Below are 12,938 nucleotides of genomic sequence, written 5' to 3' on the forward strand. Positions count from 1 at the left end.
ATTTACTATAGCATCAGCGATACCCATCGAACCTCTTGCCCTGCATCGGCACCGGAGCCGCCTGCTTGAATAAGAGCCAATGCATTAGCCCTTGCGAAAGCGGCCACATTTCCGGATTTATCATTGCGAAGCGGCTCGATCATCCACTCTTTTCCATTACGGTATACGAACGCTCTTATATAACGGGGATATGGCGATGGTTTGTCGATCGGATCGGTCAGTTTGCCCTCCAGCCATTCTGAACGATAATCGTTTCTGCCAGTCGCTTTCATGACGATTGGACGCAGCAGCAGCTCGGTTCCAGTGAAGCAAGCAGACGGATTGCCGGATAAACAGAGCAGCAGCTTGTTTCCGATTCGATAGGCAGAGGCAGGTGTTCCCGGTCTCATAAGAACCTTAGTAAACAAGGGTTCACCGCCAATAGCGATTGAAGCCTGTTTGACAAAATCGTATTCTCCGACGGAGACGCCGCCTATCGTAACCACAATATCAGCTAGATGAAGCGCATCTGATAGTGTGGTCTCAATCGTTTCCTGGCAATCAGCAATGGGGTTGTAGCGCTGTACTTCCGAACCGAGCTCACGCAGCCTCGCTCCAACCATAAAACTGTTAGCATCAAAGATTTGACTAGGGCGAAGCTCGCAGCCGGGCACAGCCAGCTCATCACCAACTGGAATAACCGCAACCTTGGGTTTCTTGTACACGTGGACCTTGCTTTGTCCAAACGATGCAAGCACGGCAATTTCCTTTGCTTTTATCGCCGTACCCCGAAATAAAATATTCAGCCCTTGTGGAACATCCTCGCCTTTTTCCGCGATATGCTGCCCCTTATGGCTAGTACGGTCAATTTGTATGGAAGGAAGACCTAGTAAATCATTTCTTACGACTGCAGCTTCCTGCATAACGATCGCATCATATCCCGCAGGCACGGGGGCACCCGTAAAGATTCGGACAGCCTCCATTAGCTGTGGCGTCGCTTCTTTCTCTTCTTTCTCTTCTTTCTCTTCTTTCTCTTCTGTCGCATCTTGTAGCTGGCCTGCACGAATCTCATGGCTTACCTTCAGTCGAACGGGATGTTCCCTTGAAGCGCCCAGCGTAGCATTAGATACAACGGCATATCCGTCCATAGCCGCTCTGCGGAATGGCGGCAAGGAAAACGGGCTTTGAAAGTCCGCGGCAAGCACGCGTGATAATGAAGCTTCTAACGAGACTGCTTCCGATAGGGGGGCCTGAACAACTTTAACCATTTTCATAACGGCGATGGATACAGCTGCAGTAAGCGAATCCGGTACAGTGATGGTAGACATGAAATTCCTCCCCCGAAATTAGGTATAACGGTAAATGAACAGAAAAAGCCCTCTCCCGCATATGGGGAAAAGGGCATCGTTGCCGTAGGAGCGTGCACGCCACTGTGCTCAACTCGTTTATATAGTAAGATTAAACGACTCTTGATTCCATGTCAATATACATTACGCAACATTAGCGAATTCGTTAATATAAAAATATGTGTAATATATATTGACATACATATTACGTGACCATATAATTCGAATTGGGATTACATTATCGTCATCTCTTAAATGTGAGGCAGCACAAAGACGTGCAGCCAGTGGCAATGAAGCCGCATTTCGTTCCTTGAAAAGGGATGAATTGCGGCTTTTTAGGTTGATTACAAGAGATAAGGGAGAGATTGGGATGGAGAGAAAAGGATTTTGGCAGAGCGGTCACAAGCCCACATTGTTCAGCGCATTTTTGTATTTTGACATGAGTTTTATGATTTGGGTATTAATTGGTCCTCTAAGCGTGATCATTGCGGCAGATTATCCGATGGACCCTGTGCAAAAAGCGAATCTGGTCGCCCTTCCTATTTTAGGAGGTTCTATTTTGAGGTTGGTATTAGGCTTTATGACGGATTATATCGGGCCCAAACGGACCGCCCAATTCGGAATGCTCTTTACGCTTATTCCTCTGATTATGGGCTGGAAGTTTGTTGATTCCTTAGACCAGCTGTATGTCGTTGCTCTATTGCTTGGCGTCGCTGGCGCATCGTTCGCCGCCGCTTTGCCCTTGGCGAGCCAGTGGTACTCCAAGGAGCATCAAGGTCTAGCTATGGGCATCGCTGGAGCCGGAAATAGCGGGACGGTAATTTCCACGTTGTTCGCTAACCGTCTTGCCCAACATTACGGCAGCTGGGAGCTTGTCTTCGGACTAGCTATTATTCCGATCGTCCTCGTATTTATTATATTCACTATTTTTGCGAAAAACAGTCCGAACCGCCCTGCTCCGAAGAAGCTGTCGCAATACGCACAGGTGTTGAAGCAAGGCGACGCATGGGTATTTTGCGCCTTTTATTGCGTGACCTTCGGAGGGTTCGTGGGACTCTCTAATTATTTAACGATTTTCTTCAACACGCAATATGGGCTTTCCCCCGTGAGAGCGGCAGATTTCACAACCTTCTGCGTCATCGCGGGCAGCTTCTTCAGACCGGTTGGCGGCTACTTGTCCGATCGGATCGGCGGCGCCAAAATGCTGACGATTTTGTATGCTGGAGCGGGACTTATGCTTGCTGCTGTAGCTTCCATGCCCGCCTTGCCTGTCGTAATTACGATGTTGTTCATTGGCATGATGTGTCTAGGAGCTGGGAACGGTTCGGTATTTCAATTGGTGCCGCAGCGTTTCGGCAGCGAACTTGGATTAATGACAGGCATCATAGGAGCTGCCGGTGGCCTAGGCGGATATGCGCTCCCGCTTATCCTCGGCAAGCTTTATCAATCAAGCGGTTCTTACACGCCAGGATTTCTGATTTTAAGCTTGGTCACGCTCGCCTCCCTTATACTTCTTACCGTCATGCAAATGAAGTGGAAGCAAAAGTGGATGGCCAAAGGCGGCAAAGCAAGAATAGACCATATCTCCGACGCATCCCAAGTTAACGCTTAGCTACTCGCACTAAGCTCAAGTAAGTCCCTCTAGACTGGGTAATGATCAGTCTAGGGGGATTTTTTCCTGGTTATTGGACAGGAGCGAGTACGAAAGCTTCAAGATTTTCTTTCTGGTGTTTGTCCACCCCAAGGAAAAAAGCCGTATAATAAATGCCGTCTTGCTTCCACATATAATACGTTTGAGTTTTGAACTTCAACGGATTGTTATTCGAATGGATAGGCTCCCAATAGATATGATCCTTATCTGCATATGCCGATATTTCGATACCGTTTATTTCCCATATGTGTAAGAACGACAACTTGCTCGCATCCACACTAGGCGCTTTGCTCTGATAAAACTCAATCGTGTCATTTATTTCATAAATGGAAGAATTGTATGGAACGCGATAAGTATTCTTCAAGGCGTCTTTGTCCGGTCTAATGTAGTACCCGGTGTTCTGATCGTCAGCCTGCTGCATAACCGAATCGGATAGTTTAAGGCCAAAGTCTGAGAGGGCAAACGGGAATTTAACAGGAAAGCCAAGAAGATGTTTGGCTTCCTGCAAATCCGTCTCATCATATAAAGGGAATGAATTGCCCTCACCCTTATAATCGACATATTGAACTTGTTCAGGCAATGAAAATGACTGAACGACTTTCATGAGCTCTTCTTGGGTCAGATCAGCGCTAAAATAATTGATCGCATACGTTAAACCATTTTCCTGCCACACAAAACTTTTGGCCGTTGCTGGTTTTTGCTTGTACCTGGGCATTTTACCCGTGTACAAAACACCTTTAACATCGCCTACGATCAGGTCTTCCTGCTTGTAGGAAAGCACGCGACCCGGCTCTTGTGTATTTTGAAAATGAGAAGAAGAAGCGCCCCATAACAAATTATGCTCCAGTAAGGTGCCCTTTCCTTTAGAAGCGTACACCACGATATTCTGCTCGTCTGTATGGCCAAAGTTCGATACGAAAGTGATCGTTACGAATTCAATCAAGTCTGCTTTATGCGCACTGCTGAAATTTTCATTCAATTCCACATCTTGCAGGTGATAACCTTCGGGCAGATAGTCAGGTACTTTAAAGTCAAACTTTGAGAAAGCGAGCGCCCGGTTCAGATTATTAAACCATTTGAACGAGGGTATGAGCCTGTCGATTTGAAAAGAGGAAACCGTATTTTCCGGCTTGGAATACGCTGCCTGGGAGGCATTCGATTCGACATTCGCGTTGGTCAGCACAACTGCGCCTAAGACTAGAATCAATAAAATAGCGACCGCAGACAGCCGGTACGAACCTTGTTTAAACTTCGTAATCATGGTAATTCTCCGTTTCGTCTCATTCTTGTTGTTGAAGAAATAGGAAAGATAAAACCGTGAAGATGAACTCCGCGAAAATAAACGCGACAGCATAAGAAGTGTCAAGCCGTACGACGAAGATTCCCGCTCTCCCAGCGCCTCAAGCACAACCGCATCACAGGCTATTTCCCGATCGGAGGCCATTTTTTGCCGCGCTAGCCAAACCAAAGGATTAAACCAATGTAGCCATACCGCTATCGTCCATAAGGAATTGAACCATAAATCTTTGCGTTTATAATGTGCCAGCTCGTGTAGAAGAACATGTCTCAATTGCCGGGAATCTGCGATGACAACCATATCTTCCGGCAAATAAATTTTTGGCTTTAACATTCCGTAGATCCATGGGCTGTGAAAACCGCTAATCTCATAAACCGGAATGTTACGTTTAATACCCAGTTGTTCACTGCACGCTTTAAGAACAGAAAGTACCTCTACATGGTTGATCCGGCGGGCGAATCGGAGTTGTTTTCTGAATCTTAGTGTTACAACCAGGTAATAAATACCGAAGAATACTAATCCTCCAAGCCATATCCATAAGCCGATTTTAAGTATATTGGACCTACCTCGATTTTCCTCGCTGCTTTGAGTGAGAGGATTTGCGGTTGCCAAATCAGAATCCTCAAGCCGAGATGCCGATAAATCGGAAGGCAGAGTTTCTTCTGCTCGTTGTTGTATGGCTGCCTTCGTTTCGCCGCCGGATTTGAAAGTGTCCTCGCTTTGCTTCACGGAGCCGGAATTGTCAACAGGATGGCTTTGATCGGTTGTCCATTTATCTGCTATTGCGTGCGGAACCAGATTAAACAAACTGATAGAACTCGAAGGAACAACAGGTACAAGCAGTTTTATTAATACAAGAAACCACAGGACATGAATGAATCTAGGTGTAAGCCGCAGATAAAACAACTTCCGAATGGCAACTAGCAACAAGATGATTGCCGCCGACGCTAACGATGCATTCAAAATAAGGGAGAACATCGTCTTCATGAATATCATGAGTTCTTCTTCTTTTCCAGTAGTTGTTGAAGCTCCTCGATATCTTTCTCAGACAGAGTCTCTTCCTCAAGAAATTTCGTACAAAGCATGCCTACAGCCCCGTTATAAACTCTGTCTAGAAAGGATCGGTTCTCTGCTTTTAAGTATTCTTCATGTGAAACCAACGAATAATAGAGATAATTTCTGCCAGTCTTTTCGAAACGGATCGCATTCTTCTTGTGCAGGCGGTTAAGGAAGGTTTTGATCGTCTGATCCGTCCAGCTCATCTGATCCGACAACTTCGAAATGATCTCATTAGCAGACAAAGGTTCCTTCTGCCATAGAAGCTTCATTACTTGGCTTTCGGCTTCGGTTATGTTGGGAGAGTTGCTCATCTTCTTCACCTTTTTGTTATACAATTCGTTTACAAGCGTAAACGTTGTTTATAGATTACGCTTGTAAACGAATTAAGTCAAGCGGAAACTATCACCAGCAGCGTAGTATACAGATCTTTGCTGTTCATCATTGCAGGGCCAGCTCTCCTACCCATAACAAAACAGCAGCAATGATATTAAACCATCCGATAAACCTTGATACTTTGCTTTCTTTCATTAATCCAGCTAGCTTAAAGCCCTTAACATCAATCTGCAAAATGAGAATTCCGCTCAAAAGCCATAGAAATATGGCGTAATTGAGATAACTTGTCGTATAGCCTTCGACAACCATCGGCCTACTCTCCTTCGTCTTTGGAAACGCTCTTCTATTTCGCTTTCATTCCAATTCGTCGCAGCTTCATGGACACTTTAATGTCAAAGGTGCTGTCCTTGTACATCTTCTGCCAGCCTTCAGCCGATTTGACATTCTTGTTCCAAAATGACGGTTTTTTACCCCGGACATATTCGCCAAAGCCGAAGATATCCGAGCCCTTTTCCTGTGTTTTCTTGATGATATCCGTGTAAAACTTGAGGGATACCTCTTCCTGCTTCTTCTCGTATTGCTTTAAGATAGCGGGATTATTAAACTGGATATTCTCGCTCAATTTCTCTTCAATATTTAATTCAACCGATATGGTAATCGTAAAATGAGGGACATTGTCTTTGATCTGTACCTTGGTAGTCGCTTTTCGATGAGTGGTATTCGTCATGATGGCCGTGGAAGCGTCGCCAGGCTGAATGAATACGCGGTAACCTGCAGGATTAACCCCCTTGATTCCCAAATACCCAGCAATTTCAAGCGGTTTGGTTATGCCCACCAAATGATCACCCCGAAAGTAAGCTAAACCTTTAATTTCGATGTTTTGTTCTTTTTTCAATTCGACGTAAGGCAAAAATCCCTCTTGTCCCTTCTTGGATAAATTACTCCAGAAAATGCCGATGTAATCCTTGGGGAACTTACCCATGCGGCTTCCTTCGTCCAAGGTTGACATCAAATAAAGGGTCGGCACCCTCTCCAGCTTCGGAGTTGCATCCATAAAACGTATGGCTCTCCCCTTTGAGATCATCATCCAAGCCATTCTGCGCACTTCCGGGTTTCTGCGGAAATAATCATTTATATTTTCGAGTCCTTTTTTGGCAACGGATTCGGATACGACTATAACGCGCAGATGACCAAAGAAAAGCCGGCTTGACACCTGCTGCTGCAAATTCATAAAGGCATCGTCAATGCTATGACCAACCACATCGATAACCCAAACGGTTTTTTCGGCTGGCCCGTTCCCTCCCCCGCTCTCGCCGGGACCTAGAGGTATTCTGCCCGGTAGTGCAATTTGAACAGCAACTCGTATTAGTGATTTATTTGGTGCTGGGATGGAATTATTGAGATGGGATACCTCCCCTTCTTCCTCTTGGGAATGATCTGATTTTACCGAGTCAATCGATACACCTAAGACAACGGCTCTCTCTTCGATTTCAAGCCGATCCCAGCAGCCAGTCAGCATAGGCGTAATGATGCAAAGACAGCAGAATAGGTTAACGGTTCTGATCCACTTTTTTCTTCTCAACCGAATTACCTCTCTTCTTGCGAAGGATGGAAATGAGCAATAACAAGCCGGGATAAACAATCGTAATGCAAAGGCCAATCTGGCCCACGTTAACAATAATTTCGTACATTTCTACAATGTTTTGCGGCAGCATCGCCATCGTAAACACAAATGGCAATATAAAATACGAGAATAGCTTGTGGTCCTTTAAACGAAATAGCTTGCTAATCGAATGTATCGTTAAGAAGTAACTGGATAAAAGGGTCGTAAAAACGGCAGTTACCCATACGGCCAAAAATGCGGCATCAAGCCGCTCCAAAATGTTAGCAGGCAAGGATGTGGCTTTAGCTAATTCAAGAGTTGGCCACAGTAATTGCTTGATTTCTTCTGCGCCAAATACGCTTACCGCTGCTGCAACAATAATGACATATAGTCCACCAGCAATCAGCATTCCACCGATACTTGCTTTCATCGCATTCTGAGGCTTATTCATCGAAGGGATTACCGCACTTAAAACAAACGTACCCTGAAACAATGCGGCTATCGTCAACGTACCTTTCATCATCCCTTTTGATTCGTTCCCCCACACTGGAAGTAAATTAATCGCCTCTGCGTTTTTGAGCGACAAGGCTACGATTAATAAGACGGGGACTAACAGTAGCGGAAAATAAAAGGTGTGGATATAAGCAATGGTCGTAATTTCATTGCGCGTGGAAATGGCTGCAAGCAGCAGCATAACGATAACGGTTACCTCAACCGGTGTAGATCTCAGGACTGACGTGACGACAACCTCGCCGAATTCCCTTGCAGTCAAAGAGGTAAGTACCGCAAAAAAAACAATAATGAGCACACTTCCGAAGCTTGCGAGACCTTTTCCGATAATATCTTGGCTGTATTCGATGACTGATTTGTCGGGAAACCTCATTCCTAACACCGTAATCAAAAAAAGCCCGACAAAAGCGAGCAGCATTCCGAGAAAAGTAACTAAGGGCGCTCCGGACTCTGCCGCTTTAACTGCAAATAACGGGAGGGCAAGCACCCCTACTCCAATAATGGAACTGACCAGAATAGCGGCTGCTTGTATGACGGTAATTTGGCGGTCCTGCATGACTGGTCATCCCTCCTGTTGATTGATATCGTTTTTCGGATCAAGTGCATTTGAGGCCTGATCGGTGCTATTGTCTAATTCATTTGCCGCCATCTTCGAAGCGTCCATAGGCTGCAGGAAGGAAGGACGCTTGTTCATCGCCCATAACGGTCCACGTATGATTAAATCCTTTACCCCTTGAAATTCTGTTGGGACAAGCGGACTAAGGTAAGGAACGCCAAACGACTTTAACGACAGGAGATGATTGGCGATGAGGATTAGCCCGATCATGACCCCATACAAACCGAAGGTTCCGGCCAGGATAATGAGCGGGAATCGGAGCAGACGCAAAGCAAGAGCCGCATTGTATGCGGGTGTCGCAAAGGAGCCGATTGTCGTCAAAGCAATGATAACGATCGTGATTGGGCTTGCAAATCCTGCGGAAACCGCTGCTTGACCGATAACCAGAACCCCTACGATGGAAAGGGCTCCGCCAACCTGTTGTGGCAGCCGGATCGTCGCCTCGCGCAACACTTCCATGGAGATTTCAATGATCAGCACTTCAATAATTGCCGGAAATGGAACTCCCGCGCGCCCGCCTGCAACTGCAACCGCAAATTCCGTAGGAATGAGCTCGGGGTTGAAGGAGATGATGGATACGTAAATCGACGGGAAAATTAACGAGAACATCAAAGCAATTAATCTGGCCAGCCGGATAGAGCTCATCAGAAGATAACGCTCGGTATAGTCTTCTACCGTCTGATAAAACTGGCTGAACACCGTTGGAACGACAAGTGCCAGCGGAGAACCGTCTACGAGGATCGACACGCGTCCCTCCAGTAAATTCGCAACGACCTTATCCGGCCTTTCCGTATACTGCACTTGAGGAAAAGGGGAATAATGATTGTCTTCTATAAACTGCTCGAGATAACCTGAGTCCAGCACACCGTCAATGTCGATTTTGGAGAGCCTGCGGTTGACCTCCTTCACCAGCTTCGGATTCGTAATGCCATCCATATAACATATGGCTACCTTGGATTTTGTCCGACGTCCAATTCCCATCGTTTCGACTCGCAAATCCGGTGACTGAAGGCGATATCTTATTAATGAGATATTGGTACCTAAAGGTTCAATGAAGCCTTCACGCGGACCCCGAATAACCTGTTCCGTTGCCGGTTGATCAATCGCACGCTTGTCGATATTTCTCGTCCCTAGCAGAAATGCCTTATCCAACCCGTCTACAACGACTACCGTTTCACCTCTTAAAATACTCTCAATCAAAGTTGTAAGCTCAGACTCTAGTTCGCTTTCTCCGTGATACAAGGTATCATTTTGCAATACATCGATTAATTGACCTATTTCGATGGAGCAGCCAATCAGATGGTTCGGAACATACATTAACGGCTTGACAATATCGACATTAATCGTGCTCTGATTAACCATGTTCGAGAAATAAATGATGACTGCCGGATGCTGGCCAAAAACATGAAAGCGCCGTATCGTTAAATCTTCATTGACACCTAAAATATTTTGTATAAAAGAAATGGTTTGTTCCATTTGTGTACTGATCTGTTCGCCCTTATGACGTTCAAGGACGCTGCTAGGGCCGACCGCTATCGCTTTTGTTTTTGACTTCTTTTTGTTTATAGGCATTTCATCACTTCCCGTCGACACGAAATGGCGCTTCTAATCGAATTTTGGAAATATTGCTCACTTTTTAGCTTTTACATGTCGAGGGTAATTTAATCATTGATGAATATTCCGTAACATGGATAACAAAAAAAGCCTTGAAAAACCCTTGGTGGGTCTTTCAAGGCAATCGCTAAGCAGCAATGCTGCTTATGATAGAGAAAGCTCACGGACGGAGCCATCCATGTAGCCGACAATGACATGTGTAGCCATTTCGACAAAGAGGCCATTGTCTACTACTCCCGTAATGAGGTTTAAGGCTTGGTTAAGCTCATTTGGATTTGCTATTTGACCAAAGCGGCAATCAGCAATATAGTTACCGTTATCCGTTTTGTAGACGTGGTCGCCAGTTTTTCTTAATACGGGTTCTGCACCGAGCTTTTGGAGCTTTTTGATCGTCATTTCGTAACCAAACGGAATGATTTCTACCGGTAAAGGAAAAGCCCCCAATTGTTCGACGATTTTACTCTCATCTACAATTATGATTAGCTCCTTACTTGCTGAAGCTACTATCTTCTCGCGTAATAGCGCCCCACCGCCGCCTTTTGTTAAATTCCAGTGGGAATCGACTTCATCTGCCCCATCTATGGTCACGTCGATGGTATCGATATCTGCAAAGGACAACAAAGGAATACCACACTCCTGCGCTAACTCCTCCGAGGCGGCTGATGTTGCGATCGCATGAATGTTAAGGCCTTCCTTCACTCGTTGACCGATTTTTTGAATGGCCCAATAAGCGGTTGAGCCGGTTCCCAATCCGACAATCATGCCATCCTTCACATATTCCACGGCTCTCTCTGCGGCTATTCTTTTTGACTCCATCCCTTCAACTCCATTTCATTTATTTCCGACACTCGTTACTTGGTTACTTCACGCACATCTCCGGTCACGCCAGGAGTCAGCAGCAGGTAATCAAACTTGACCTTACTGCCCTCGCCAATAGGTGATTGTGCGACTACTCCTACTTTAAGCTCTTGTGGAGCATCCATTCCGAAGTACCTCACTAGCTTCCATTGTTCACCGTCTAGCGAGTAATGAAATGCGAAGCAATGGCCTACTCTTGCTATCCTTAAGTAAGGATGTTGTGTTGCTGCTTCTCCTGATACGCAATCATCTGAGCTATTTTGAGTAACGACGCTTAGAATAGACGGTTTGTGGTCGAAAAACTCAAAACAAAGCTTTGCCCAGTTCAATTTGTCGGCCATAATCATTAAACAGCCTGAATCGTATTGCCGAATCATCTCTACGCTCACTCTAGTCTCCAAGCTAAAATCGCCATTGATCGTCGTATAAAGAAACGGCGCAGAATCCTTTATCGAAATGCCAGCGGGATCTCGAAAAAAATCAGCCATTGCGGGTGCAGACACCGTTAGCGCATGCTTGTCATCAAATGACCATTCTTTCGGTTCATTCATCCATTTAAGCTCTGAAGATGGGCTTTGCTCCGAACCGTTTATAAATAAATTCATGATCTTCAACTCCTATTGAGTACATTAATTTGAATTAAAAAATGGATATGCTGGTCATATTCTACCATTAATATAATCTTTTCTCATAGGTTTCCTTTAGCGAAGCAGCAATATCTTCTTCCTGGGATGCGGTGTGCGCTGCTAATATTTTTGCGGCGTTTGGCAAGTGCTCGCTTGAAGGCCAACTATCCGGTTGCCATAGCTTTGATCGTTTGAAAGCTTTGGCGCAATGAATATAACACTCTTCGACCTCAACTCCGATTGCGACAAGCGGTTCTTTGTCAAACGCCTTCATGCGTTCCAATATCGCTTTATCCTTGATAACGGTGGCTATTCCGTTGATCCGTAACGTTTCTTCAAGCTGAGGGATAACAAATAAAATTCCTATGTGAGGATTCTCAAGTATATTTAAAATAGAATCGAGTTTGCGATTTCCTGGCCGTTCCGGAATAACGAGATGCTTGTCGCCAAGGATTTGGACGAAGCCGCTCTGATCGCCGCGAGGTGAAACGTCGCACGCACCCAAACGATCTGCGGTAGAGATAAACAGCATAGGCGAACTTTCTATGAATCTTTTACAATGCTCATCGAGATAGGTAATCGTTTTCTTCATCACGAGCGGGCTAGGATAACCAAGCAACTCTCTTAACTGCTCCTCGCTCTGAATCGAATCTTTAAATATAGGATTCATAGCTATATCTCCTTCTCTCTATTCACCATGAAGTGTTTTTATAAATAGACTCTTAATGCCATTATAACGATCTTTATTAGGGATGAATACCCATATTCAGGGAAATGCCTATTCCACTTTCAGCCAACTCAAGTTTTTTAGGGTTCCTCGTTTATGTCGTTAATGAATTGGTTATATACATTAGGCATATATTGAGTTCGTTGTCCCAGAGCCAGCAAAAAGCTAGATCGAATGAACGCTATTTATGTCGTTAATTTTTTTATTTTCCTTCCCATCAAGCGACAAACATCCCGTCTTGTATCTGATAATATTTTTACTAGGTTGTCCCACCACAGAATAGGAGCGCTGATTATGAATACAATAGCGAATGAACATTTTACAAACGAAACGATTGCTTTTGACGGATTTAGCTTTATTGGCTGTACCTTTACGAATTGCGTTATTATTATTACTACGCTTGAATTTAACTTTGAAAGATGCTCGTTCTTTGAGTCCTCCCTGCATGTCAATCCGAAACTTTCCATCTTTGAAATTTCGCACAAGCTCTCTCAGTCCACGTATGATTCGGATACCAATTGCTACCGTAATGATTATAAATACCCTCAGACTGTCGTTGATTTGCCGGTTGCAACGGTTCGTTAATAGAAGATTGCTTTAATAGATTCTAAATAATAATGCAGTTAACGGTATCCCATACAGAAATGCAAGAAGAAGCTATCCCGCTGTCATATGACAGAAGGATAGCTTCTTCTTTTCGCCCCCAAAGGTTCTGCGGT

12 protein-coding genes are annotated in these 12,938 nt (G+C 44.9%); 2 read left to right on the forward strand and 10 right to left on the reverse strand.

What is annotated here, in order from left to right:
• Positions 1 to 5 precede the first annotated feature (5 nt).
• Positions 6 to 1,307 (reverse strand): molybdopterin molybdotransferase MoeA, encoded by a 1,302-nt coding sequence (locus tag FJQ58_RS29210; RefSeq protein ID WP_139998903.1) that lies wholly within the window; start codon positions 1,305 to 1,307, stop codon positions 6 to 8.
• A 388-nt stretch (positions 1,308 to 1,695) separates the two neighbouring features.
• Here FJQ58_RS29210 and FJQ58_RS29215 point away from each other — a divergent pair, with 388 nt between their 5' ends.
• Positions 1,696 to 2,937, forward strand: coding sequence for a nitrate/nitrite transporter (locus FJQ58_RS29215; protein ID WP_139998905.1), 1,242 nt, complete (start codon positions 1,696 to 1,698; stop codon positions 2,935 to 2,937).
• Positions 2,938 to 3,007: 70 nt separating this feature from the next.
• Here FJQ58_RS29215 and FJQ58_RS29220 read toward each other — a convergent pair whose 3' ends face one another.
• From FJQ58_RS29220 to FJQ58_RS29260, 9 genes are all read right to left on the reverse strand, one after another.
• Positions 3,008 to 5,269, reverse strand: a complete 2,262-nt coding sequence (locus tag FJQ58_RS29220; protein ID WP_139998907.1) for a M56 family metallopeptidase — start codon at positions 5,267 to 5,269, stop codon at positions 3,008 to 3,010.
• Positions 5,266 to 5,643, reverse strand: a complete 378-nt coding sequence (locus FJQ58_RS29225; protein WP_139998909.1) for a BlaI/MecI/CopY family transcriptional regulator — start codon at positions 5,641 to 5,643, stop codon at positions 5,266 to 5,268. Before FJQ58_RS29225 ends, FJQ58_RS29220 begins: the two co-directional genes overlap by 4 nt.
• Before the next feature lie 127 nt (positions 5,644 to 5,770).
• Complete coding sequence (locus FJQ58_RS29230; RefSeq protein WP_139998911.1) at positions 5,771 to 5,974, reverse strand: CLC_0170 family protein; 204 nt, start codon at positions 5,972 to 5,974, stop codon at positions 5,771 to 5,773.
• Positions 5,975 to 6,008: 34 nt separating this feature from the next.
• A complete protein-coding gene (locus tag FJQ58_RS29235) occupies positions 6,009 to 7,247 on the reverse strand; it encodes a Ger(x)C family spore germination protein (protein ID WP_238404387.1) in 1,239 nt (412 codons plus the stop codon).
• The gene (locus FJQ58_RS29240; RefSeq protein ID WP_139998913.1) at positions 7,216 to 8,334 is read right to left on the reverse strand and encodes a GerAB/ArcD/ProY family transporter; all 1,119 of its coding nucleotides are present in this window, start codon (positions 8,332 to 8,334) and stop codon (positions 7,216 to 7,218) included. Before FJQ58_RS29240 ends, FJQ58_RS29235 begins: the two co-directional genes overlap by 32 nt.
• 6 nt (positions 8,335 to 8,340) lie before the next feature.
• A complete protein-coding gene (locus FJQ58_RS29245) occupies positions 8,341 to 9,966 on the reverse strand; it encodes a spore germination protein (RefSeq protein WP_139998915.1) in 1,626 nt (541 codons plus the stop codon).
• 186 nt (positions 9,967 to 10,152) lie between these two features.
• Positions 10,153 to 10,824, reverse strand: coding sequence for a ribose-5-phosphate isomerase RpiA (gene rpiA / locus FJQ58_RS29250; RefSeq protein ID WP_139998917.1), 672 nt, complete (start codon positions 10,822 to 10,824; stop codon positions 10,153 to 10,155).
• A 35-nt stretch (positions 10,825 to 10,859) separates the two neighbouring features.
• Positions 10,860 to 11,471, reverse strand: coding sequence for a DUF1349 domain-containing protein (locus tag FJQ58_RS29255; protein ID WP_139998919.1), 612 nt, complete (start codon positions 11,469 to 11,471; stop codon positions 10,860 to 10,862).
• Between the two features lie 67 nt (positions 11,472 to 11,538).
• Entirely contained in the window at positions 11,539 to 12,162 is a 624-nt protein-coding gene (locus FJQ58_RS29260) for a pyridoxamine 5'-phosphate oxidase family protein (protein WP_202915348.1), read from the reverse strand.
• A gap of 351 nt (positions 12,163 to 12,513) precedes the next feature.
• Between FJQ58_RS29260 and FJQ58_RS29265 the strand changes: the two genes are divergently transcribed.
• On the forward strand, positions 12,514 to 12,804 hold the full coding sequence (locus FJQ58_RS29265; RefSeq protein WP_139998923.1) for a hypothetical protein: 291 nt from the start codon (positions 12,514 to 12,516) through the stop codon (positions 12,802 to 12,804).
• Positions 12,805 to 12,938: the final 134 nt, after the last annotated feature.

This window comes from Paenibacillus paridis (genome assembly GCF_006345825.1).
Classification (GTDB): Bacteria; Bacillota; Bacilli; order Paenibacillales; family Paenibacillaceae; genus Pristimantibacillus; species Pristimantibacillus paridis.